The sequence below is a fragment of the Cohnella faecalis genome (assembly GCF_003570905.1).
GTDB classification, from domain to species: Bacteria; Bacillota; Bacilli; order Paenibacillales; family Paenibacillaceae; genus Cohnella; species Cohnella faecalis.
Genome location: NZ_QXJM01000025.1, coordinates 65,089 through 88,841, shown reverse-complemented (window position 1 = coordinate 88,841; position 23,753 = coordinate 65,089). Strand labels below are relative to the sequence as shown.

The 23,753-nt window shown below is 55.8% G+C and carries 22 protein-coding genes and 5 pseudogenes; 17 read left to right on the top strand and 10 right to left on the bottom strand.

Annotated elements, in window-relative coordinates:
• The 7 genes and pseudogenes from D3H35_RS05725 to D3H35_RS33405 form a co-directional block, all read right to left on the bottom strand.
• On the bottom strand, nt 1-278 hold a 278-nt coding region (locus D3H35_RS05725), incomplete at its 3' end, for a nitroreductase family protein (RefSeq protein WP_199728475.1).
• 63 nt (nt 279-341) lie between these two features.
• Entirely contained in the window at nt 342-1,028 is a 687-nt protein-coding gene (locus D3H35_RS05720; RefSeq protein ID WP_119148165.1) for an ABC transporter substrate-binding protein, read from the bottom strand.
• A complete protein-coding gene (locus D3H35_RS32110) occupies nt 977-1,276 on the bottom strand; it encodes a helix-turn-helix domain-containing protein (RefSeq protein ID WP_233567782.1) in 300 nt (99 codons plus the stop codon). The genes D3H35_RS05720 and D3H35_RS32110 overlap by 52 nt, the downstream gene beginning before the upstream one ends.
• A gap of 11 nt (nt 1,277-1,287) precedes the next feature.
• Nucleotides 1,288-1,962 (bottom strand): hypothetical protein, encoded by a 675-nt coding sequence (locus D3H35_RS32105; protein ID WP_233567781.1) that lies wholly within the window; start codon nt 1,960-1,962, stop codon nt 1,288-1,290.
• Nucleotides 1,963-2,001: 39 nt separating this feature from the next.
• Nucleotides 2,002-2,908, bottom strand: a pseudogene (locus D3H35_RS32100) (FecCD family ABC transporter permease).
• An 80-nt stretch (nt 2,909-2,988) separates the two neighbouring features.
• Nucleotides 2,989-3,536, bottom strand: a pseudogene (locus D3H35_RS05705) (FecCD family ABC transporter permease).
• Nucleotides 3,476-3,991: a FecCD family ABC transporter permease gene (locus D3H35_RS33405; protein WP_267901349.1), complete on the bottom strand. Its 516-nt coding sequence runs from the start codon at nt 3,989-3,991 to the stop codon at nt 3,476-3,478. Before D3H35_RS33405 ends, D3H35_RS05705 begins: the two are co-directional and overlap by 61 nt.
• 453 nt (nt 3,992-4,444) lie before the next feature.
• Between D3H35_RS33405 and D3H35_RS34645 the strand changes: the two are divergent.
• From D3H35_RS34645 to D3H35_RS05675, 6 genes and pseudogenes are all read left to right on the top strand, one after another.
• Nucleotides 4,445-5,446 (top strand): annotated as a pseudogene (locus D3H35_RS34645) (FecCD family ABC transporter permease).
• Nucleotides 5,443-5,682, top strand: coding sequence for an iron chelate uptake ABC transporter family permease subunit (locus D3H35_RS34640; RefSeq protein ID WP_119148163.1), 240 nt, complete (start codon nt 5,443-5,445; stop codon nt 5,680-5,682). Before D3H35_RS34645 ends, D3H35_RS34640 begins: the two are co-directional and overlap by 4 nt.
• Complete coding sequence (locus tag D3H35_RS05690; protein WP_158593963.1) at nt 5,667-6,434, top strand: FecCD family ABC transporter permease; 768 nt, start codon at nt 5,667-5,669, stop codon at nt 6,432-6,434. Before D3H35_RS34640 ends, D3H35_RS05690 begins: the two co-directional genes overlap by 16 nt.
• A 38-nt stretch (nt 6,435-6,472) precedes the next feature.
• The gene (locus D3H35_RS05685) at nt 6,473-7,306 is read left to right on the top strand and encodes a hypothetical protein (protein ID WP_119148161.1); all 834 of its coding nucleotides are present in this window, start codon (nt 6,473-6,475) and stop codon (nt 7,304-7,306) included.
• A complete protein-coding gene (locus D3H35_RS05680; RefSeq protein WP_119148160.1) occupies nt 7,258-8,097 on the top strand; it encodes an ABC transporter substrate-binding protein in 840 nt (279 codons plus the stop codon). Before D3H35_RS05685 ends, D3H35_RS05680 begins: the two co-directional genes overlap by 49 nt.
• Before the next feature lie 63 nt (nt 8,098-8,160).
• The gene (locus D3H35_RS05675; RefSeq protein ID WP_119148159.1) at nt 8,161-8,727 is read left to right on the top strand and encodes a nitroreductase family protein; all 567 of its coding nucleotides are present in this window, start codon (nt 8,161-8,163) and stop codon (nt 8,725-8,727) included.
• A gap of 377 nt (nt 8,728-9,104) precedes the next feature.
• On the opposite strand, the gene yicI is transcribed toward D3H35_RS05675, so the two are convergent.
• On the bottom strand, nt 9,105-11,429 hold the full coding sequence (yicI, locus tag D3H35_RS05670) for an alpha-xylosidase (RefSeq protein ID WP_119148158.1): 2,325 nt from the start codon (nt 11,427-11,429) through the stop codon (nt 9,105-9,107).
• Nucleotides 11,430-11,561: 132 nt separating this feature from the next.
• Between yicI and D3H35_RS05665 the strand changes: the two genes are divergently transcribed.
• The 3 genes from D3H35_RS05665 to D3H35_RS05655 all read left to right on the top strand — a co-directional run bounded on the left by D3H35_RS05665 (nt 11,562) and on the right by D3H35_RS05655 (nt 14,350).
• Nucleotides 11,562-12,440 carry an AraC family transcriptional regulator gene (locus tag D3H35_RS05665; protein ID WP_119148157.1) on the top strand — a complete coding sequence of 293 codons (879 nt, stop codon included), beginning with the start codon at nt 11,562-11,564 and terminating at the stop codon, nt 12,438-12,440.
• Nucleotides 12,441-12,559: 119 nt separating this feature from the next.
• A complete protein-coding gene (locus D3H35_RS05660) occupies nt 12,560-13,258 on the top strand; it encodes a response regulator transcription factor (RefSeq protein WP_119148156.1) in 699 nt (232 codons plus the stop codon).
• A 114-nt stretch (nt 13,259-13,372) separates the two neighbouring features.
• Nucleotides 13,373-14,350, top strand: a complete 978-nt coding sequence (locus tag D3H35_RS05655) for a sensor histidine kinase (RefSeq protein WP_233567780.1) — start codon at nt 13,373-13,375, stop codon at nt 14,348-14,350.
• On the opposite strand, the gene D3H35_RS05650 is transcribed toward D3H35_RS05655, so the two are convergent.
• Entirely contained in the window at nt 14,347-14,736 is a 390-nt protein-coding gene (locus D3H35_RS05650) for a DUF2627 domain-containing protein (RefSeq protein WP_119148155.1), read from the bottom strand. The two genes, D3H35_RS05655 and D3H35_RS05650, sit on opposite strands and share 4 nt — an antisense overlap.
• 235 nt (nt 14,737-14,971) lie before the next feature.
• Here D3H35_RS05650 and lpdA point away from each other — a divergent pair.
• The 5 genes and pseudogenes from lpdA (at nt 14,972) to lipB (ending at nt 20,807) form a co-directional block, all read left to right on the top strand.
• Nucleotides 14,972-16,398: pseudogene (gene lpdA / locus D3H35_RS05645) on the top strand (dihydrolipoyl dehydrogenase).
• 148 nt (nt 16,399-16,546) lie between these two features.
• Nucleotides 16,547-17,574: pseudogene (locus D3H35_RS05640) on the top strand (thiamine pyrophosphate-dependent dehydrogenase E1 component subunit alpha).
• 2 nt (nt 17,575-17,576) lie between these two features.
• Nucleotides 17,577-18,563 carry an alpha-ketoacid dehydrogenase subunit beta gene (locus tag D3H35_RS05635; RefSeq protein ID WP_119148154.1) on the top strand — a complete coding sequence of 329 codons (987 nt, stop codon included), beginning with the start codon at nt 17,577-17,579 and terminating at the stop codon, nt 18,561-18,563.
• Nucleotides 18,564-18,597: 34 nt separating this feature from the next.
• Nucleotides 18,598-19,956 carry a dihydrolipoamide acetyltransferase family protein gene (locus tag D3H35_RS05630; protein WP_119148153.1) on the top strand — a complete coding sequence of 453 codons (1,359 nt, stop codon included), beginning with the start codon at nt 18,598-18,600 and terminating at the stop codon, nt 19,954-19,956.
• 146 nt (nt 19,957-20,102) lie between these two features.
• Nucleotides 20,103-20,807 carry a lipoyl(octanoyl) transferase LipB gene (gene lipB / locus D3H35_RS05625; protein WP_119148152.1) on the top strand — a complete coding sequence of 235 codons (705 nt, stop codon included), beginning with the start codon at nt 20,103-20,105 and terminating at the stop codon, nt 20,805-20,807.
• Here the strand turns inward: lipB and prli42 are convergent.
• Entirely contained in the window at nt 20,779-20,874 is a 96-nt protein-coding gene (gene prli42 / locus D3H35_RS05620; RefSeq protein WP_119148151.1) for a stressosome-associated protein Prli42, read from the bottom strand. The two genes, lipB and prli42, sit on opposite strands and share 29 nt — an antisense overlap.
• A gap of 74 nt (nt 20,875-20,948) precedes the next feature.
• On the opposite strand from prli42, the gene D3H35_RS05615 reads away from it, so the two are divergent.
• From D3H35_RS05615 to D3H35_RS05605, 3 genes are all read left to right on the top strand, one after another.
• On the top strand, nt 20,949-22,082 hold the full coding sequence (locus D3H35_RS05615) for a M20/M25/M40 family metallo-hydrolase (RefSeq protein ID WP_119148150.1): 1,134 nt from the start codon (nt 20,949-20,951) through the stop codon (nt 22,080-22,082).
• 397 nt (nt 22,083-22,479) lie between these two features.
• Entirely contained in the window at nt 22,480-22,803 is a 324-nt protein-coding gene (locus D3H35_RS05610) for a transposase (protein ID WP_119148149.1), read from the top strand.
• Between the two features lie 11 nt (nt 22,804-22,814).
• The gene (locus D3H35_RS05605) at nt 22,815-23,744 is read left to right on the top strand and encodes an IS3 family transposase (protein WP_119148148.1); all 930 of its coding nucleotides are present in this window, start codon (nt 22,815-22,817) and stop codon (nt 23,742-23,744) included.
• Nucleotides 23,745-23,753: the final 9 nt, after the last annotated feature.

Sequence of the window (23,753 nt, the reverse complement as noted above, 5' to 3'; positions counted from 1 at the left end):
AGAATGTCCATGTAATAAGCCAGACGCCTGTCTCCGTTTTTTTCCTTCTCCTCCGCAGAGAAGGTAGCGACGACTGATTCGGCGAACGTCCGCCGAGCTTCACCCCGGTATTGGATGAAGCGCCATGGCTCCCGAAATCCGTGGTTGGGCGCCCAACAAGCGATATCGAGCAGCTTCGTTATCAATAATTGGGGTACGGGATCTTCCCTGAACTGCCGAACCGTGCGTCTGTCACGTATAAGCTGGGCTACCGGGTATTCGAGTTGGTCTTGATGCATGTCGGAGCATTTCACCTCGCTATCGTAGTGGTCGAATACGCTTTCTCTTGAAACGTTCGGCGATTATTGCGATTCCTTCGCCGCTTCTGGGAGCGTATCGGTCATCATGAGCAACTCATCGATGATCTCCTCTCTTCCGATCGGAGACCAGCTCATCTTGAACCAGTTCGGAATGAGAAGGACGTTACCGTTCTGGACCGCGCGCATCGAGCGCCAAGCGTGCGTGCCGCACATCCGGTCGTAGATCGTCTCGCTTCCGGCGCGAATATGGTTTTGGAAGACAAGCGCGTAATCCGTGTCTATCTGGGGCAGCCACTCCGGCTGCAGCTCTAGTCTCTTCGCGTTGGACTGCTCGGTTCTGCCGGGTTGAAGCCCCAGCTCCCCGAACAAAAGCTCGCTGAGCGGATGATCCGTCGCCCCTTGAATCCGGATGTTGTGGTTCGTAACTTGCAGGACGACGATCGATTTGCCGCCCATTCTGGCAGCCAATAGGCTTCTCGCAGCGGCAACTCGCATGGCCAAACGGTTAACCGCTTGCTCAGCCTCCTCGGAGCTGCCGAGAATTTCCGCCATTTTCCGGTAATTGTTCACCCAGCTTCGATCCGCCAGCAGGCTTGATACGGGAGCGATCCCTTGGAATCGATCCCGAAAGGAAAAATGATAGAAATCGCCGATGATTAAGTCCGGCTTCGCTCTTTCTAATTCCTCCCATTGGCTGGCGAAGACGAGCTCGTACTCTTTGACGGCCATTCCGGGATAGCGGAAAAATTTACCGAAGCGACCGGCTCAACGCCGAACGAGAGCAGACTATCGCGATATGGAAGGCTGGCGGCTACCGCCACCCTCAGCTTTTTTACTTTCCGGTAAAAAGTCGGCGGCACTCCGACATGCCGATGAAACATGCGGCTAAAATGGAATTCATCCTCGTATCCGACGGCCGACGATACGGTTTTTATCGTGCACTTTTTTTGCGAGAGCAAGCTTTTGGCGCTGTCCATTCGAAGCTTCGTCAAATATTCGATCGGAGATTCTCCCGTCGTTTTTTTGAAAAGGCGGAAAATGAGCTTAACGTCAGATTCGCGATGTCGGCGACCGTTCCCATGTCGAGCTTGCTTCGGAAGTTGGCTTTCATATGAGCGATGGCAAGCTCGATGCCGGATTGAGCCGACTTCCGCTCGGCGCCTGCTTCGTACTCCTGCGCAATCCCGTTCAATAGCTCCTGGAATAGAAGCTGGAGCCGGCAGCCTTTGGACTGGCTGCCTGTTGCTTCGTAGAGCTGCCGAATCCAATTGAGAATTCGATCCGTTCCTCGGAGCCGGATCGAGCCTCTCGGGAGCGAGGAAGGGCGGGAAGCAAGAAGCGAAAGCCGCGTTCCCTTCCTTTCCGCAGCGGCCTTTCCTCCTGCAAAATACTCGAAAGCCAACAGGTACAGACCGACCGATTCCGAGCTTACCGACGCCTTGATCGCCTCTCCCCTCGGCAAATAATAGAGCCGCATCGGTCCGATCTCAGTCATCTCGTCCCCGATGAACAGCTTCCCGACGCCGTCCGTCACGAAACAGAGCATGTCCACCGGGAAGCGGTCGAACTTGAGCTCCTTTTTATTGATATAACGTCTTGCGCGTATCGAACTCAGAAAGGAGACTTCGTATATAGCCCGCCCCTTGCCCGCTGAATTTTTCATCCTTCCACCCTCCCCCGTCATCGGACAGCCGCTCCGAATCTATATGGAATTCCTCTTGGAATACAGCAAATAAATGAAAAACGGCGCACCGACGCCAGCCGTAAAAACGCCCGCAGGCACGTCCAGCGGCTGGAACAACATCCTGCCCGCCAAATCGGCGAGAACGACGACGATGGCTCCAAGCAGCACAGATACCGGAAACATTTTTCCGAAGGACGTCCCATCAGCTTGCGCGCCATGTGCGGCGGCGATCAATCCGACAAGGAGAGCCCTCCGGCTACCGAAACAGCGGAACCGGCCAATCCGACGCTGACGCACAGCAGCAGAAACCGGTTGAATTGCACTCGGCTGCCGCTGCCCGTGGCCGTCTCGTCGCCTAACTGGACGATGTCGATATGGCGGGCATACGCGAACGCCAACGGAAGAAGTATGACGGTCCAAGGCAATATCGTCAGCACGTTCTCCCAATTCGCCCCGTACACGGAGCCCGTTAGCCAGACGTACGCCTGATCGGCCTCGTTCCTCGGATTGAACAGCACCATCATCGTCGTTATGCCGGACAGTATCGCCGAAAGGCCGACACCGACCAGAACGAGCCTCAGCGGAGTCACCCCTCGCTTCCACGCCAACGAGTACAATGCAACTGTTACGATAGCCGCTCCCAGCATGGCCGCACCGGGAGAAAGCGGATGCTGACCGTCCCTGCAAAGTAAGACAGGAAACAGACAGCCGCCGAGCTCGCTCCTCCCGTCACGCCCAGAACGTCCGGCGAAGCCATCGGATTGCGAATCATTCCTTGAAGCACCGCTCCGGAAGCGGCCAATGAAGCCCCGGCAAGCAGCGCGACCAGGATGCGGGGCAGCCGCAAATTCCGAATGACCATTTCATGGTCCTCCGCGCCGATTCCGAGCAGGCCGCGAATCGCCTCCAAGGGAGACAGCGCCATCTTCCCGAGCGCCGCGCTGGCAACAACCGAAGCTGCGCACAGCAGCAGCATGACAACAGGAGCGGCGAACGGTTTTCTGATCACAATCTGGTCAGCTCCCTTCGGGCGATATAGACGAAGAACGGCCCGCCGAGAATCGCCGTCATGACTCCCACTGGTATTTCCTCCCGTTCGATCAGATACCGTGAAGCCAAATCGGCAGCGACGAGCAGCACAGCTCCGATCATCGCGCTGTAAGGAATTGCCCATCTGTGGTCTCGTCCGACGAGAAAACGAGCGGCATGAGGCGCAACGATGCCGATGAAGCCGATCGGTCCGGCCACGGACACGGAAGCGCCCGCCAATGCGACGACGATTAGAGCCGCCGCGACTTTGACGGCAGACGTCCGCTGTCCCAGCCCTTTGGCGAACGCTTCGCCCATCGCGATCACGTTCATGTCTTTGGCCAGCAAGCAAGACGCCAGCAAGCCGACTATCATATATGCCATACGGATGCGAGCAATTCGATCGGTCTCCCGGCAATGGAGCCTGTCAGCCAGAACAAAACCGAATTGAGCCCTTGCTTGTTCATAACGAGCATTCCTTGGGTGAAGGAAGCGAACAACGCAGTAACTGCGGAGCCCGCCAAAATGATTTGAGCGGCCCCGTCCCGCCTTTTCCGAGAGATCCGAGCGAATAGACGATGACGGCGCTCGCCGCCGCGCCCGCGAACGAAATCCACATTTGCGCCTGCATGGAGGACACCGAAAATACGAGGGATGCCGTCACGATGAAGAACGTCGCTCCAGCGTTAATGCCGAGCACTCCCGGAGAAGCGAGCGGATTGCGGGTCAACGCCTGCATCAAAGCCCCTGCCACGGCAAGGCTGGCGCCGACTGCGGCCGCCATCAGCGCCCGCGGCACGCGGTCGTCCGAATAATAATTTCCGCTTGCGTCGTTCCGTCGTAATGAAAAATCGCGCCCAGCCTTCTTTGAAGCTCGTAATTCGCCGCTCCCAGCAACACGCTCGAGCCATCGCCAGAAGAAGCAGGCGAGGCATGCCGCCGCTCCTGAAGTTTTCAGCCTTACCGTACGCAGCTTCATGTCGTCCCCCGAAGAACGCACAAAAAAATGAGAGAACTCCTCATTTCTTCGTGCATTCGCGTTTCTAGATTTAAGCGAAACCAGTCCTAGCTCAGGTTAAAATACTGGAACACGTCTGCCAGCATCGCCTTCGCGGCGAGGCGGGTCGACGCCGGATCCTACATTTCGACTTAACGACCGTAGCTTCCGGACAAGAGAGCATTCCGACTGTATAGACATGGACGTCTCACCCTCCTGGAAAGAGTCTGAATGCCGTCAAAAACGGGAAGCTGATCCAGGTCGACCCGATCATGTGAATTTCGGCGCCGGCCCGCTCGCCGCGAAGGCGATGCTGGCAGACGTGTTCCAGTATTTTAACCTGAGCTAGGACTGGTTTCGCTTAAATCTAGAAACGCGAATGCACGAAGAAATGAGGAGTTCTCTCATTTTTTTGTGCGTTCTTCGGGGGACGACATGAAGCTGCGTACGGTAAGGCTGAAAACTTCAGGAGCGGCGGCATGCCTCGCCCTGCTTCTTCTGGCGATGGGCTCGAGCGTGTTGCTGGGAGCGGCGAATTACGAGCTTCAAGAAGGCTGGGCCGCGATTTTTCATTACGACGGAACGACGCAAGCGGAAATTATTATTCGGACGACCCGCGTGCCGCGGGCGCTGATGGCGGCCGCAGTCGGCGCCAGCCTTGCCGTGGCAGGGCTTTGATGCAGGCGTTGACCCGCAATCGCTCGCTTCTCCGGGAGTGCTCGGCATTAACGCTGGAGCGACGTTCTTCATCGTGACGGCATCCCTCGTATTTTCGGTGTCCTCCATGCAGGCGCAAATGTGGATTTCGTTCGCGGGCGCGGCGGCGAGCGCCGTCATCGTCTATTCGCTCGGATCTCTCGGAAAAGGCGGACGGGCCGCTCAAAATCATTTTGGCGGGCTCCGCAGTTACTGCGTTGTTCGCTTCCTTCACCCAAGGAATGCTCGTTATGAACAAGCAAGGGCTCAATTCGGTTTTGTTCTGGCTGACAGGCTCCATTGCCGGGAGACCGATCGAATTGCTCGCATCCGTATGGCCATATATGATAGTCGGCTTGCTGGCGTCTTGCTTGCTGGCCAAAGACATGAACGTGATCGCGATGGGCGAAGCGTTCGCCAAAGGGCTGGGACAGCGGACGTCTGCCGTCAAAGTCGCGGCGGCTCTAATCGTCGTCGCATTGGCGGGCGCTTCCGTGTCCGTGGCCGGACCGATCGGCTTCATCGGCATCGTTGCGCCTCATGCCGCTCGTTTTCTCGTCGGACGAGACCACAGATGGGCAATTCCTTACAGCGCGATGATCGGAGCTGTGCTGCTCGTCGCTGCCGATTTGGCTTCACGGTATCTGATCGAACCGGAGAAATACCAGTGGAGTCATGACGGCGATTCTCGGCGGGCCGTTCTTCGTCTATATCGCCCGAAGGGAGCTGACCAGATTGTGATCAGAAAACCGTTCGCCGCTCCTGTTGTCATGCTGCTGCTGTGCGCAGCTTCGGTTGTTGCCAGCGCGGCGCTCGGGAAGATGGCGCTGTCTCCCTTGGAGGCGATTCGCGGCCTGCTCGGAATCGGCGCGGAGGACCATGAAATGGTCATTCGGAATTTGCGGCTGCCCCGCATCCTGGTCGCGCTGCTTGCCGGGCTTCATTGGCCGCTTCCGGAGCGGTGCTTCAAGGAATGATTCGCAATCCGATGGCTTCGCCGGACGTTCTGGGCGTGACGGGAGGAGCGAGCTCGGCGGCTGTCTGTTTCCTGTCTTACTTTGCAGGGACGGTCAGCATCCGCTTTCTCCCGGTGGCGGCCATGCTGGGAGCGGCTATCGTAACAGTTGCATTGTACTCGTTGGCGTGGAAGCGAGGGGTGACTCCGCTGAGGCTCGTTCTGGTCGGTGTCGGCCTTTCGGCGATACTGTCCGGCATAACGACGATGATGGTGCTGTTCAATCCGAGGAACGAGGCCGATCAGGCGTACGTCTGGCTAACGGGCTCCGTGTACGGGGCGAATTGGGAGAACGTGCTGACGATATTGCCTTGGACCGTCATACTTCTTCCGTTGGCGTTCGCGTATGCCCGCCATATCGACATCGTCCAGTTAGGCGACGAGACGGCCACGGGCAGCGGCAGCCGAGTGCAATTCAACCGGTTTCTGCTGCTGTGCGTCAGCGTCGGATTGGCCGGTTCCGCTGTTTCGGTAGCCGGAGGGCTCTCCTTTGTCGGATTGATCGCCCCGCACATGGCGCGCAAGCTGATGGGACCGTCCTTCGGAAAAATGTTTCCGGTATCTGTGCTGCTTGGAGCCATCGTCGTCGTTCTCGCCGATTTGGCGGGCAGGATGTTGTTCCAGCCGCTGGACGTGCCTGCGGGCGTTTTTACGGCTGGCGTCGGTGCGCCGTTTTTCATTTATTTGCTGTATTCCAAGAGGAATTCCATATAGATTCGGAGCGGCTGTCCGATGACGGGGGAGGGTGAAGGATGAAAAATTCAGCGGGCAAGGGGCGGGCTATATACGAAGTCTCCTTTCTGAGTTCGATACGCGCAAGACGTTATATCAATAAAAAGGAGCTCAAGTTCGACCGCTTCCCGGTGGACATGCTCTGTTTCGTGACGGACGGCGTCGGGAAGCTGTTCATCGGGGACGAGATGACTGAGATCGGACCGATGCGGCTCTATTATTTGCCGAGGGGAGAGGCGATCAAGGCGTCGGTAAGCTCGGAATCGGTCGGTCTGTACCTGTTGGCTTTCGAGTATTTTGCAGGAGGAAAGGCCGCTGCGGAAAGGAAGGGAACGCGGCTTTCGCTTCTTGCTTCCCGCCCTTCCTCGCTCCCGAGAGGCTCGATCCGGCTCCGAGGAACGGATCGAATTCTCAATTGGATTCGGCAGCTCTACGAAGCAACAGGCAGCCAGTCCAAAGGCTGCCGGCTCCAGCTTCTATTCCAGGAGCTATTGAACGGGATTGCGCAGGAGTACGAAGCAGGCGCCGAGCGGAAGTCGGCTCAATCCGGCATCGAGCTTGCCATCGCTCATATGAAAGCCAACTTCCGAAGCAAGCTCGACATGGGAACGGTCGCCGACATCGCGAATCTGACGTTAAGCTCATTTTCCCGCCTTTTCAAAAAAAACGACGGGAGAATCTCCGATCGAATATTTGACGAAGCTTCGAATGGACAGCGCCAAAAGCTTGCTCTCGCAAAAAAAGTGCACGATAAAAAACCGTATCGTCGGCCGTCGGATACGAGGATGAATTCCATTTTAGCCGCATGTTTCATCGGCATGTCGGAGTGCCGCCGACTTTTTACCGGAAAGTAAAAAAGCTGAGGGTGGCGGTAGCCGCCAGCCTTCCATATCGCGATAGTCTGCTCTCGTTCGGCGTTGAGCCGGTCGCTTCGGTAAATTTGTTCCGCTATCCCGGAATGGCCGTCAAAGAGTACGAGCTCGTCTTCGCCAGCCAATGGGAGGAATTAGAAAGAGCGAAGCCGGACTTAATCATCGGCGATTTCTATCATTTTTCCTTTCGGGATCGATTCCAAGGGATCGCTCCCGTATCAAGCCTGCTGGCGGATCGAAGCTGGGTGAACAATTACCGGAAAATGGCGGAAATTCTCGGCAGCTCCGAGGAGGCTGAGCAAGCGGTTAACCGTTTGGCCATGCGAGTTGCCGCTGCGAGAAGCCTATTGGCTGCCAGAATGGGCGGCAAATCGATCGTCGTCCTGCAAGTTACGAACCACAACATCCGGATTCAAGGGGCGACGGATCATCCGCTCAGCGAGCTTTTGTTCGGGGAGCTGGGGCTTCAACCCGGCAGAACCGAGCAGTCCAACGCGAAGAGACTAGAGCTGCAGCCGGAGTGGCTGCCCCAGATAGACACGGATTACGCGCTTGTCTTCCAAAACCATATTCGCGCCGGAAGCGAGACGATCTACGACCGGATGTGCGGCACGCACGCTTGGCGCTCGATGCGCGCGGTCCAGAACGGTAACGTCCTTCTCATTCCGAACTGGTTCAAGATGAGCTGGTCTCCGATCGGAAGAGAGGAGATCATCGATGAGTTGCTCATGATGACCGATACGCTCCCAGAAGCGGCGAAGGAATCGCAATAATCGCCGAACGTTTCAAGAGAAAGCGTATTCGACCACTACGATAGCGAGGTGAAATGCTCCGACATGCATCAAGACCAACTCGAATACCCGGTAGCCCAGCTTATACGTGACAGACGCACGGTTCGGCAGTTCAGGGAAGATCCCGTACCCCAATTATTGATAACGAAGCTGCTCGATATCGCTTGTTGGGCGCCCAACCACGGATTTCGGGAGCCATGGCGCTTCATCCAATACCGGGGTGAAGCTCGGCGGACGTTCGCCGAATCAGTCGTCGCTACCTTCTCTGCGGAGGAGAAGGAAAAAAACGGAGACAGGCGTCTGGCTTATTACATGGACATTCCTGTTCACTTGATCGTCGTTGCAAAGGAGGATCCGCGTGCCAAACAAAGAGAAGAGGACTTCGCGGCAGTCTGCTGCTGGATCCAGAACTTTCAGCTGGCGGCTTGGGAAAGAGGGCTCGGCGTCGTCTGGAAAACGAATCCCTATTTGCACGCTCCGGCTTTCCGGGAGACGGTAGGCGTCCACGCCGGGGAGAGAATAGCCGCCGTGTTGCACGTCGGATATCCGGCGGCCATTCCCGATGCCCGGCCTCGAATAAGCGGCGAAAGCCTTCTGACCCTTCATGAATGAGTTGATTAACACTTTCATTTAACGGTGCCATTATCCCATCGCGTCAGGAAGAACGAGCAATTGGCAAAAACGTCCCATTATCCCTTTGTCTCAGAATAATGACGAATCTGAGCGGAAGGGATAATGGGACAGCTTTCTGAATGAGGGAATGTATAACGTGGCGCTGAATATCATGGAAAATATTGAGATTTGTTGAGCGGCAAAACTGAGTCGAGGGGATAATGGGACAGCGTTCGGAAAAGAAGTCCTGCACGAGCCCTCTTGTCGAGAGGAGTGTGGGCTCGGAAAGATGAAGAGGGCTGGTTAAGTGGATAGTGAAAAAGCAATCCCATTCGGTCCGATGACGGACTTGAAGGGATTGCTTTTTTACACATGGATTAGAGAGCGATGATCAAGCGGCTTGCTCCGGCGGAAGGAATGATGCGGACGCCTTCGGCTCCGGTTTCGGCCGTTCCGCCTTGGACGGAAGTTGCCGACGTTACGCCGCGAAGGAGGACGCTCCAGCCGTCCGCGGCTCCCTGTGTATCGATCGTCACCGTCGATCCGCTGCGGCTCGCGCTTGCGGTAAATGCCGTTTCGCCCGTGACGGTCGGTATGCTTGCCGTTGCGGTTGCACCGTCTTGCAAAGAGAACAGCTGCAGAGTTACTCCTTGCGCGTAATCATAGTCGGGGCGGCTGTCTTCGGCGCCGACCGGAATGAGCGAGTTTTCGCGAACGAACAAAGGCAGGCTGAAGTAGTCGTAGGTATTTGTCAACCAGACGCCGCCTTCCACTTGCTCGCCCGACAGATAGTGCGTCCACGCGCCTTTTGGCAAGTAGAAGCGGGCTTCGCCGTCCGGGCTGAAGATCGGTGCGACGAGAATAGAATCGCCGAGCATGAACTGGCGGTCGACGTAGTCGCAGGTAGGGTCGTCGCCGAATTCGAGCAGCATGGCGCGCATGACCGGAAGCCCGTTTTTCGCCGAATGGACCGATTGTCCGAACAAGTAAGGCATCAGGCGCAGCTTAAGCTTGGTGAAATGGCGGAGAACGTCGACCGCTTCTTCGTCATACAGCCAAGGAACGCGATACGAGGTGCTGCCATGCAGACGGCTGTGGCTGGACAGAAGGCCGAAAGCGACCCAACGCTTGTATAGATCCGGAGGCGAGCTTTGCTCGAACCCGCCGATGTCGTGGCTCCAGAAGCTAAAGCCCGAAAGACCGAGAGACAATCCGCCGCGCAGGCTTTCCGCCATCGATTCGTAAGTCGCCTCGCAGTCGCCGCCCCAGTGGACGGGGAACTGCTGGCCGCCGGCCGTCGCGGAGCGGGCGAACAGAGCCGCTTCTCCTTTGCCGCGTTTTTCCTCGAGAAGCTCGAAGACCGTTTTGTTGAACAAATACGTGTAGTAATTGTGCATTTGCTGAGGATCGGAGCCGTCATAATAGGCGACGTCCGTCGGAATCCGCTCGCCGAAGTCGGTCTTGAAGCTGTCTACGCCCATGACCAGCAGAGCGGAAAGCTTGCCTTTGAACCACTCGCACGCGGCCGGATTCGTGAAGTCGACCAGTCCCATGCCATATTGCCACATGTCCCACTGCCAGACGCTGCCGTCCGGACGCTTCAGCAAGTAGCCGAGCTCCATCGCCTCGTCGAACAAAGGGGAGCGTTGCGCAATGTAAGAGTTGATCCAGACGCAAATGTGCAGCCCTTTCGCTTTGAGACGCGTCAGCATCCCTTGAGGATCGGGGAATACCCGCTCGTCCCATTCGAAGCTGCACCACTCGTATTCCTTCATCCAGAAGCAGTCGAAGTGGAATACGGCAAGAGGCAGATCGCGCTGGGCCATGCCGTCCACGAAGCTCGTGACGGTCGCCTCGTCGTAATTCGTCGTGAACGACGTCGTCAGCCACAGCCCGAAAGACCATGCGGGAGGCAAGGCGGGCTTGCCCGTCAACGACGTATAGTTGCCCAGTACGTCCTTCAACGTATCTCCGCCGATAATATAGTATTCGAGCATTTCGCCCGCCACGCTGAATTGGGTTTTGGAGACGATTTCCGAAGCAACCTCGAACGAGACAAGCTCCGGATGATTGACGAATACGCCGTAGCCCCGGTTCGTTACGTAGAAAGGGATGTTTTTGTACGATTGCTCCGATGCGGTTCCGCCGTCCTGGTTCCAAATGTCGACGACCTGTCCGTTTTTCACGAACGGGGTGAACCGTTCGCCGAGTCCGTATACCGTCTCGCCGACGCTTAGACCGAGCTGCTCGCGGAAGTGATGGTTCCCGTCGGCCGCTTTGATGTAACCCGTTGCGCGCGTTCCGCTTCCGGTCAATCGGCGTCCTTTGTGGGAATAGGTAATCGAAATCGGGTGCCGCTTCGTGATCGTAACGGTCGTATCGCCGCTTGTCAGGCTGACTGCGTCTTCGTTATTTTCGATTCGGACTGTCGAGTTGCCCGCGGACAGGAGCGGGAAAGAGGAAGGACCAAGACGGCGTTGTCCCTTGTGATGATAAAATTTCGCCCGAATAATATCGTTCATCGGGGAGGAGAACTCCATCGTCATAAGCGGCTCGTTAAGCGTGTTGCCGCGATTTTCCAAGTGGCGATGCGTTGCGAATACGGTAATGCCGTTCGTTCCGACGACGACATCGTGTACTTCGTAAGGGGTCAGCACTTGATAACCTTCGCGGGTCATCCAGTAACCGTCGCTGAATTTCATTCGGAAATCATCCTCTCGTCTTTGTGTGAGATTGATTAAATGGATCTATACAATAACAGTATACTGATTGATATGTTGTCTTTCTTGCATTATCATGCTTATTATTAGCATGATTCTGATATTTGGAGTGGAATGATGGATATTCGCAATTTGCGAGAGAACCGGAGGCACGGCAGTCCCGAGTTTCCGGCGGCCGTCTACCGGATGGAGCAAGCGGCGGGGGAACCGATTTTAGAAAATCACTGGCACGAGGAAGCCGAGTTTTTGGCAGTCGAAAGCGGCGAGGCCGTCTTCCAAATCGGACTGTCGACCTATGAGGTTCGCGCAGGAGAAGTGCTGTTCATCCCCGGCGGCGAGCTGCACGGGGGATATTCGCTGGGCGGCTCGGCCTGTACGTATGCGGCGGTCGTCTTCGACCTCGATTGGCTGATGGGAACCGGTGACGGAGCGACGATGCGATATTACGAGCCTCTCAAGCGGGGGCAGCTAACGCTCGTTCCCCATGCCGCGCATCATACGGGTTTCGGCGAAGAGCTTTTCGATCAAGTGGAGAAGCTGATCGCTCTCGAGCATTCCGAAGATCCGGCGAAGCCGCTTTGGATGAAGGCCGGCATTATCCGATTGTTCGCGGAGTACGTCTCCAAGGGGCAGTGGAGCCGCCGCGATTTCGCTTCCCCGGTCGATGCCCGGACACAGGACCGATTGAAGGCGGTTCTTTCCTTCATTGACGAGCATTATGCGCGCAAGCTGACCATCAAAGAGCTGGCGGCGGTCGCCGGCATGAGCGAAGGTCATTTTACCCGGGTATTCAAGTCGTTCATGCGCAAAACGCCGGTTGAATACGTGAATCAACGGCGAATTCGCATTGCGGCGGAGCTGCTGGCCGACTCTAACAAGACGGTGGGGGAAGCGGCGATCGATTCCGGTTTCGACAACTTCAGCTATTTTTGCAAGCTTTTCCGATCCGTATACCAATGCACGCCTTCGGAATTCAGGGAACGTCGGGGTTAGGCTGATTCCAAGCGGCCGCAGATCTTAACAATCCCTTAAGAAAGCGGCGCGCGGCGTACAAACGGATCGCCAATCGGGTATAGTGAGAGCAAAGATAACGGCAAGGGGTGCCCTTTTCATTGAGCAGACGAATTCTGATCGTAGACGACGACAAGGAAATCGCGAATTTGATCGCTATCTATTTGAGAAACGAAGGCTTCGACACGGATATCGCCCACGATGGCGAGGAAGCGATCCGCAAGGTGGCGGACCAGACGTATCACCTTATCGTGCTCGACGTGATGATGCCGAGGATGGACGGGATGGAGGCTTGCAGGCGAATTCGCGAGACGGCTGAAATTCCGATTTTGATGCTTAGCGCCAAAGCCGAAGACATGGACAAAATACTGGGCCTTATGACTGGAGCGGACGATTATCTCGTCAAGCCGTTCAACCCGCTTGAGATGATCGCTCGCGTCAAATCGCTGTTGAGGCGCACTTATCAATATTCCGCACAGGGAACGACCGGTACGGACGAAGAGGGAATTATCCGCATAGGAGGACTGACGATCAACCGGGTCACGCACACCGTTCACTCCGAAGACAGGCAGGTCCATCTGACTTCGACCGAGTTCGGCATTCTCTTCTTGCTCGCCGGACAGCCGGGACGGGTGTTTAGCGCCGAAGATATTTTTCAGCAGGTGTGGAAGGAAAAATATTTTGAATCGAACAATACGGTCATGGTCCATATAAGCAAGCTCAGGGACAAGCTGGAGCAGGAGACGGGCAGCAAGCTTATTTCGACGGTGTGGGGGGTCGGCTACAAAATTGACGCTTAACATCGCTTGGCGCATGGTCGGCCGTCTTATTTTCCATATTTTCCTTAGCGCCGCGATGTCCATTATTAGCTGCGTGCTGGCTCTGGTGTTCATCGAGAGATTCACGAGAGGCTGGTGGACGCTGCGGAACACGCTGACCGGCATTTACTCGACCTTTGGGAGACGGTTCTTCTGGTTGGGGGCAGCGTCGTTTTTTTCATTGTCTATATGGTGCTGCTGAATTGGCGTCGCTTTCTATACGTCGAGCATTTGAACAGAGCGGTGGAGCATATCGCGAACGGCAATTTCAACGATTCGGTGCCCGTTCGGCAGCGAAACGAAGTGAGCGTGCTGGCGGAAAATACGAATATGCTGGTGGAAAAGCTCAAACGGTCGCTCGACGACGAGCGCCGGGCGGAGCAAACGAAAAATGAGCTCATCACCAACGTATCACACGATTTGCGAACGCCGCTTACCTCGATTATCGGCTATCTCGGGCTGATCGATCAGGACCGGTACCGCGACGAAGTGGAGCTGAGGCATTACGTCCAGATTGCTCACGCCAAAGCGGAGAGGCTGAACGCTCTCATCAACGATTTGTTCGAATATACGCGAATGAACAGCGGGGTTATCTTCCTGCGTGCGATTCCGTTCAATCTCGTGGAAATGATGAATCAGCTCGTTGTTCATTATCGGCTGCAGCTCGAGCAAGCGGGACTGGAAGGACAAGTTCATTCGGCCTCGCCGGAGGTAGTCGTTCAAGGAGACCCGGAAAAGCTCGTGCGCGTGTTTGAAAATTTGCTCGCCAATGCCATGCAATACGGCAAGGATGGGAAAAAGGTCGACATTCATATTCGAAAAGAGAGCCGGATGGCCGTTATTGAGGTCGTCAACTACGGAGAGCCGATTCCGCCCAGCGATTTGCCGTACTTGTTCGATCGGTTCTACCGGATCGACAAATCGCGGACGGAGCATGCGGGGGGCTCCGGACTCGGGCTCGCCATAGTCAAAAGCTTGGTGGAGAAGCACGATGGGATGATTCAAGCGGAGAGCGACAGCAGAAGAACCGTGTTTAGGATCAAGCTTCCGCTTCCTCAGGAAGCAAAGGTCTAAGGCAGGCAGCCTTGCCGAATAACAAAGGAAAGCTCTCCGGCCTTCATGGCGTCGGAGAGCTTTCTTTGTGACGGCGATAGCCTATTCGGTGCCGCTGCCGGCCCGAGGGGGTCTGGGCGCTTGGGACGAAAGCGCGAAGACAAATAATTATGCTTGCGATCGCGATAAAAAATCCATCCGCCGATAAACCCGACGCCGATCAAAAATACGATGAATCCGATGACAAAGGTCGCCCACGCAAAGTCGGGGTTGGGCAAATCGACGTTGCCCATATCGGCAAAATAATCGAAGATAGCATCTTTCATTAGCAGAAATCCGTAGGCGGCCGCAATGCCGGGAATGACAAGCAGCAAGACAGCGATCAAGCGAGATATGATGATTTTCACGTGGACAGCTCTCCTTGCCGTAGACTTTCCCATCCTGATACGGGCGGATGAAGGAATTAAACGCTTTCTATTCCTTCTATCATACCGATTTAAGCGCGGTCTGTCCACGTTCAGCGTTCTTGCCGTCCGGAGGAAGACCGTCTTTGGCTTTGTTCCCGATCGCAAAAAAAGGTACAATGGAAAAATGCCAAGCCTGTCATGGGACAGGAGAATGACGGAAGCGGAGGGGACTTACATGCCAATCGAAGTCGACGTCGCCATACTCGGCGGCGGACGGGGGGCTATACGGCGGCCGTTCGCGCGGCTCAAGCGGGAAAAACCGTCGCCATCATCGAACGCGACAAGTTGGGCGGGACATGCCTCCACCGGGGCTGCATTCCGACCAAGTCGCTGCTCCGCAGCGCGGAAGTATTCGCTACTGTCAAGGAAGCGTCTAGTTACGGAATTACCGTTCCGGAAGGCGTGCCCGGAGTCGATTGGAGCGCGGTGCTAGGCCGCAAGAGCGGAATCGTCGAGCAATTGCACCGCGGCGTTCAGGCGCTTATGAAGCAGAACAAAATTCAAGTCGTGTATGGAAACGGCCGGGTAACGGGGCCTTCGATATTTTCTCCTCGGAGCGGTGCGATAGCGATTGAGCTGCAGGACGGCGAGCAAGAAACGGTTGTGCCGAAAAATCTCATCATCGCGACGGGCTCGCGTCCTCGGAAGCTGGAAGGGCTGCCGTACGACGGCGAAACAATTGCGACCAGCGACGATGCGCTCGAATGGACGACGCGTCCAGCGTCTATCGTCATCGTTGGCGGAGGCGTGATCGGCGTGGAATGGGCGTCCATGCTTAGCGATTTCGGCACGGAGGTGACGGTCGTCGAGACGGCGGATCGAATCCTTCCCGGCGAAGACAAAGATGTGTCCGCCGAGATTGCGAAGGCGCTCAAGAAACGCGGCGTGAAGCTTTTGACCGGAGCGAAGCTGCAAGCGTCTTCCTGCCGGACGGCGGACGGCGGAATCGCTGTCGATGTCGAAGCTTCGTCAGGCATCGAGACGTTGACGGCCGAGCGCATGCTCGTGTCCGTCGGCCGTCAAGGAAACGTCGAGGGGCTCGGCTTCGAGAACACCGACATTAAATCCGCGAACGGCTTTGTTACCGTTAATACGGCGACGCTCCAGACGAACGAGAAGCATATTTACGCCATCGGCGACTGTATCGGAGGCGTACAGCTGGCGCATGCCGCCATGCACGAGGCGTTCGTCGCGGTCGATCATTTGCTGGGCAAGCCGTCGCCGCGCTCGGCGGACAGGGACATCCCGCGCTGCATCTATTCGCGCCCGGAGGCGGCGTCGGTCGGCTGGACCGAGGATGGCGCCAAGGCGGAAGGCTTTCAAGTGAAAACGGCGAAAATCCCGTTACGCATTCTGGGCAAAGCGCTCGTGCACGGGGAGACCGACGGTTTCGCCAAGGTCGTAGCCGATACGGCTACGGGAGATTTGCTCGGGGTGCATTTGGTCGGGGTGCACGCAACCGAGCTGATTGCCGAAGCGACGCTCGCCAAGCTGCTTGACGCGGTGCCATGGGAAATCGGGAGAACGATTCATCCGCACCCGTCGTTATCCGAAATCATGCAAGAAACAATGCTCTCGCTGGAAGGCTTGGCGGGCCATTGACAACAAGAAGACGGCCGATCCGAAGCAGCTTGTGCAGGCTTTGGGTTGGACGTTTCTTTTTCGTTCCGGGCGGAGTATAATAGGTATTAAGCTCAAGTATTAAGACCAGGTTATAATACTAAATGTCATTAACGGGAGGGACGCGCCCATGAACAAGCCAGGCTACGTCCAACACCAATCGCGGCATGCCGAGCTCGGCTTGACCGACGAGCGGGTTGTCCTCATGTACGAGACGATGATGCTTGCCCGCCGGTACGACGAGCGGGGACAGCTGCTGCAGAGGGCAGGCAAGGTCAACTTTCATATTTCCGGCATTACCCAGGAGCCCTCGCAGGTCGCCCTGGGCTTCGCGATGGACCGGGAGAAGGACTGGTTTTTGCCGTATTACCGGGATTACGGCTTCGTGCTGTCGGTCGGGATGACGGTCAAGGAGTTGATGCTGTCCGTGTTCGCCAAGGCGGAGGATCCGAACAGCGCCGGCCGTCAAATGCCGGGCCACTTCGGCTCGAAACGGCTTCGCATCGTGACGGGCTCCAGCCCGGTTACGACGCAGGTGCCGCATGCGGTCGGATTCGCTCTCGCTGCCAAGATGCGAGGAGAGCCTTCGGTCGCCGTCGTCACGTTCGGAGACGGCTCCAGCAACCAGGGCGATTTTCACGAAGGCTGCAATTTCGCGGGGTACATAAGCTCCCCGTTATTTTCGTATGCGAGAACAACCAGTACGCGATTTCCATGCATACGTCCAAGCAGACGGCCGGCCGCATATGCGACCGCGCGCTCGGGTACGGCTTCCCCGGCATTCGTGTGGACGGCAACGATTCGCTCGAGGTATACCGCGTCGTGAAGGAAGCGCGCGAACGCGCTGCGGCGGGCGAAGGCCCGACGCTGATCGAGATTATGACCTACCGCGTCACGGCGCATTCGACATCGGACAACGATCTCGCTTATCGCACGAAGGAAGAGGTTGATTTGCATCGCGCGAAGGACTCCATTCCGGCGTTCAAGCAATATTTGATCGATTTGGGATTATGGTCGGAGGAGAAGGAAGCCGAGCTTCAGGTTCGAATCCGCAAGGAGCTTGACGAAGCGACGGAATACGCCGAGCGGGCTCCGTTTCAGGCGCTTGACGATGCCTTCCGATACGTGTACGCGGAAGACGAAGGGGAGGTACGTTAATTATGCCGGAAATCGAGTATATCGACGCCATTCGTCTTGCGATGAAAGAGGAAATGGAGCGGGACGGGGATGTGTTCCTTCTCGGGGAAGACGTCGGCTTGAAGGGCGGCGTATTCGGTACGACCAAGGGGCTGCAGCTGCAGTTCGGAGAGCTTCGCGCGCTCGACGCTCCTCTTGCGGAATCGGCTATTGCGGGTGTCGCTATCGGGGCCGCTATGGCGGGAATGAAGCCGATCGCCGAAATGCAATATTCCGATTTTATGTTTCCTGCGGCCAACCAAATTATTAGCGAAGCGGCCAAAATCCGTTATCGCTCGAACAACGATTGGAGCTGTCCGATCGTCATTCGCGCTCCGATTGGCGGAGGCGTCTTTGGCGGATTGTACCACTCCCAATGCCCGGAGTCGGTGTTTTTCGGAACGCCGGGACTGAAGATCGTCGCGCCGGCGACCGCATACGATGCGAAGGGATTGCTTAAAGCGGCGATTCGCGACCCGGATCCGGTCATTTTTTTCGAGAACAAGAAGTGCTACCGCTCTATCGTAGACGAGGTCCCGGACGACGACTATATCGTGCCGATCGGAAAAGCGAACGTCATGCGCGAAGGAACCGACATTACGGTTATCGGCTATAGCATGCCTCTTCACTTCGCCTTGCAAGCGGCGCAAGAACTGGCCGAGGAAGAAGGCGTCGAGGCGCACATCCTTGATTTGCGCACGATTCAACCGCTCGACCGTGAAGGCATTCTCGAAGCGGCGGCAAAGACGGGCAAAGTACTTATTATCCATGAAGATAACAAAACCGGCGGAATCGGGGCGGAGGTCGCTGCGATTATCGCCGAAGAGCTGCTCTACGATCTGGATGCGCCGATTCGGCGACTGTGCGGCCCCGACGTTCCGGCTATGCCGATCAATCCGCCGGGCGAGAAGCATTTTCTTCTGAATAAAGAGAAAGTGAAAGCGGCCATGCTGGAGCTGGCTCGATTCTAGACCGGGATCGAGAGGGAAAGGAGATTACCTGGAGATGGCGAAAGTAATCCAAGAAATTATTATGCCTCAGCTAGCCGAGTCGCTCGTGTCCGCAACAATCGACAAATGGCTCAAGCAGCCGGGCGATTCCGTCGACATGTACGAGCCGATCTGCGAGCTGATTACCGATAAAGTGAATGCGGAGCTGCCCTCTACGGTGAGAGGAACTCTGGTGAAAATTTTGGCGGGCAACGGAGAGACGATTGAAGTCGGCAAGCCGATAGCTCTGGTCGAGACGGAAGCTTCCGCCGACGCGTCGGCAGGGGCCGGAGCTTCGAATGAAGCAGCCGCCAGCGTGCCGGGCGCAGCCTCATCCGGTGCGCTAAGCGCAACAGCAGCCGCTTCAACCGCCGCGGCTTCAGTCCGTCCGGGGACTGCCGCTTCGCCGCCCCCCGCATTCGATCCGAACGCTCCGATGAGAGGCCGTTTCTCGCCTGCCGTGCAACGCTTGGCGTCCGAGCACGGCATCGACTTGGCGCGACTGCCGGGCTCCGGCATGGGCGGCCGCATTACACGGAAGGATGTGCTGGACGCGGCAGCGAACGGGCTTCCCGTCGCCGCCCCCGCTGCTCCTGCACAGCCGGCTGCCTCGGCAGCCGTTGTCGCGTCGCCGCCCCCCCTTCCTTCCATCGAGGTCGAAGGAACGAATTCGCCGGATCGTGAGTATTACATCGACGTAACGCCGATCCGCAACACGATTGCGAAGAACATGAGGCAAAGCGTCAATGAAATTCCGCACGCCTGGACGATGGTTGAGGTGGATTTGACGAATCTCGTACAGCTTCGGACGAAGCTGAAGGACGAATTCAAACGAGAAGAAGGCATCAATTTGACTTACATGCCTTTCTTGCTGAAGGCGGTCGTCGGCGCGCTTAAGGAATTCCCAATCATGAACTCGGTATGGGCCGTCGATAAAATTATCGTGAAGCGTGATATCAATCTTTCGCTCGCGGTCGGGACGGAAGGCTCGGTGCTGACGCCGGTCATTCGGCACGCGGATCAGAAAAACATCGTCGGTCTCGCGCACGAGATCAACGACCTTGCTCGCAGGACTCGGGAAGGGAAGCTTAAGCTCGGCGACCTGCAAGGAGGGACGTTCACCGTCAACAACACGGGAACGTTCGGCTCCGTACTCTCTTACCCGATCATTAATTACCCGCAAGCGGCGATTCTGACGTTCGAATCAATCGTCAAACGTCCGGTCGTCATTGGCGACATGATCGGGATTCGTTCCATGGTCAACCTTTGCCTGTCGTTCGACCATCGAATTTTGGACGGCGTCATTTGCGGCAAATTCCATCAACGGATCAAGGAAAATCTCGAAAGCTACGACGCGGATACGAAACTGTACTAAAAATAGCGAAGGCGCCTTATTTCTCGAAATTCGAGGGAGCAGGCGCCCTTTTTTGCAGACGTATGAATGGCGATGACCGTTTGCGGGGCAGTAGCCGGTGCGCTACAATGAAAAAGTACGATCAATTGGATCAAGGGAGGCGAGAGATGTTGAGCAAGCCGCTGAATATCTCCTATCTGTCCCGAATGGATTACGGAGAAGCGTGGGACCTGCAAAAAAAGCTCGTTCGAGAAATCGATCGGGAGGAACGCGATGATTCGCTTCTTCTGTTGGAGCATTCCCCGACCTACACGATCGGATCGGATCGTCATCCCGAGCATTTGCTGCTAAGTCCGGAGGAATTGAACAAACGGGGAATCGCATTGTTCGAAATCGACCGAGGCGGAGATATTACGTATCACGGTCCCGGGCAGCTGGTCGGGTATCCGCTCCTATACTTAGATGCGGTCGGTCTCGATCTGCACAAATACTTAAGGGATTTGGAAGAAGCTATTATCGGATTGTTGGCGGAATTCGGAATATCCGGCGGACGAAAGCCGGAATATACCGGGGTCTGGGTAGGAGATGCAAAGATCGCCGCCATCGGAGTCAAGTTTAACAAAGCCCGCACGAGAAGAGGCTTCGTCACCAGTCACGGCTTCGCTTTGAACGTCAAGCGATGCGTGAAGGAAGACGGCTTCAAGGGCATCATCCCGTGCGGAATTCAAGAGTATGACGTCATTTCTTTAGAGGATTTGACCGGTCTTGAACTGGACGTGGAGCAGATCGGACGGCGGATCATCCCGCATTTCGGCCGGGTATTCGGCTATGAGTCGGATGAAGCTATTCGAACAGCCAGCCTACGCTCATAAGAATGGTCGACGTAAGCAGAGCGAACAGCATGACGTAGACGACAATTTTGAACCAACGATTATTCATGAGTGAACTTCCTTTCGCCAATAAGCTTGTTTATATCGTCTATTGTAGCGAAAGCGCCCTCGGGAGGAAAGAGCATGGTACAAAAGGAACGGCTAATCGCCGAATTTATGGAATTGGTGCAAATCGACAGCGTAACGAAGCATGAGCAAGTCATTAGCAAGGTGCTGCGCGAAAAATTCGAGAGCTGCGGTCTCGAAGTGACCGAAGACGACGTCGGTCCCAAGATCGGGCATGGAGCGGGCAACTTGTTCGCATGGCTCCCGGCTTCCGCAGGCCTTGAGAGCGTTACTCCGATTCTGTTCACTTCCCACATGGACACCGTATCGCCGGGTAATGGCATTAAGCCGACTCTGCATGAGGACGGCTACATCCGCAGCGACGGCACGACGATACTCGGAGCGGACGATAAAGCCGGTCTGGCCGCTATGTTCGAATCGCTTCGTGTTATTGAGGAGCGGAACATCCCGCACGGGCCGATCCAATTCGTCATTACGGTTGGAGAAGAGTCGGGACTTCTCGGTTCCAGATTCATGGACGGCTCGCGCCTGAAGGCTAAGCTGGGCTACGCTTTGGATTCGAACGGCAGCATCGGCGACATTGCGGTCGCGGCTCCGACGAACGCCAGAATGTACATTACGATCAAAGGCAAGGCCGCTCACGCGGGCGTTAACCCGGAGGACGGAATCAGCGCCATTCAAGTTGCGTCCAAAGCGGTATCTCGCATGAAGCTCGGCCGGATCGATCACGAGACGACGGCAAACATCGGGCGCTTCGAAGGCGGCGGAGAAGTCAACATCGTCACCGACCAAATTAAAATTTTCGCCGAAGCCCGCAGCCGGGTGCAGGAAAAAATGGACAAGCAAGTGGAAGCGATGCGGGAAGCGGTGGAGGGTGCGGCAAGCGAGCACGGGGCGACGGTCGAATTCGTAAACGAGGTCATCTATCCGGCTTATCAATACGGAGACGGAGACGAAGTTGTCGAAATCGCTAAAGCGGCCATTACCGCTATCGGCTGCACGCCGAAGCTGTTCGAATCCGGCGGAGGCAGCGATGCGAACATGTTCAACGGCAACGGCATTCCGACCGTCAACCTCGCCGTCGGCTACGAGGATATTCATACGACGAGCGAGCGGATCAAAGCCGACGACATCGTCAAAGTAACCGAGCTCGTGGTGGCGATTGTGTCAGAGACGGTGAAGCGGGGCTAGCGCTATTTGAACGCTTGGCTTGTGTGGAGAAAGAAGAAGAGCTGTCGGCCCTGGGGCTGGCAGCTCTTCTTTTTCGGCGGACGTCCCATTATCCCTTTCCCTCAGTGAGAAGGTCGGGTCATCGAGGCTGCTTGGGAGGATGAATTTTCAAAAATGTGTCGGGATCGGCGGCTTTTGGCGGTTTGTTGTTGAGATTTAGTTGTAATTTGTACATGTAATGTGCCGCTTGAATAAGTGTGATTAATGTTACCTGCATACCTTACAGTTAATTCGACGGTTTTGTATGGATCGAGCTGATCGAGGCTCAATTAACGGTACGTAACTCCACGGCCCCCTAATTAAACTGGAGTCCTGTCCCCCAATTGAATTAGACTATTTATATGGGGAGGCGGACAGTATGCGATTAGGAAAAGTGCTTGAGGAAAAACGAATGCAGATTGTCAGAGAAGCGCTATCCGGTGTAAAGATTGCGGTATTAGGTCGCAAATATGAAATCCATCCAGAAACGATACGTAACTGGGTAAGAGAGTACGGCGATAAGGTAGGGCCTGACCAGCTCCCTTCCACAGACGAGCAAATCCAGGAGCTGAAACGGCTCCAAGAAATCGAAGAGAAATACAACCTGGCCTTAAAGAAGCTTGGCGAAAAAGAACTCGAAAATGAAATTCTCCACGAGCTTCTAAAAAAGAAGAACCCCGCTTATCTGAAAAATTCGAAGTAGCCGACCAGTTTATTAAGCGGGGCGAAAAGACAGCACTGGTCCTACGCATTCTGGATGTAGCAGAATCGTCCTACTACGCGCGTAAAAAACGAAGCCATACACCAAACACAGATGCGGGCAACCGGTCCACCGATCGTGGCAGAGGTCGCCCATTCCCCGGTTTCTCCCTCACGACGACGGGAGAACGGGTAAGCGATGAGCAGATTCGGGAATGGCTGCTTGAACTCGTAGAGGGCGAAGAGCACGTGTACGGCTACAAGTTGCTGGCACAGTGCTTACGAAACGAATGCGATCTGATCTTGAATAAGAAGAAAGCGCATCGGCTTTGTCAAGAGATCGGTATCTTGCAGGAGCAACGAAAACGGAAAGTAAAGCACCCAAGAAGACTTGCAAGGAACCACCTGATCACAGGCCCGAACCAGCTGTGGCAGGCGGATATTAAGTATGGCTATGTGGCTGGGCGGGAACGATTCTTTTTCGTAGCCACCATTATTGACGTGTTCGATCGGGTAGCTGTCGGCCAGTACAGAGGACATGTGTGTGAAGCGAAGCATGTGGTTCAGACGCTAGTGACAGCCTTACGCCAGCGTGTCGGCGAAACAGGACCATTCCCTATTGTGCGCACCGACAACGGGCCTCAATTCGTCAGTACGCTATTTGGAGATACATGCGAAGCCTTCGATATTACGCACGAGAGAATCCCACCTCGTACACCAAACATGAACGCCTATATCGAGTCTTTTCACAGCGTGCTCGAAGACAACCTGTTCTCCAAAGCAGTCTTCATGACCTTTGAAGAGGCGTACGCTGCACTTGATACGTACATGGACTTCTACAACAACCGGCGGATGCATGGAAGCTTAAAACGTATGCCACCAGAAGAATTTTCGAAGTGGGTTATGCAGCTTGAAGACCGCACACCATTTTACAGAGCTGTGTAAAAGCATGAT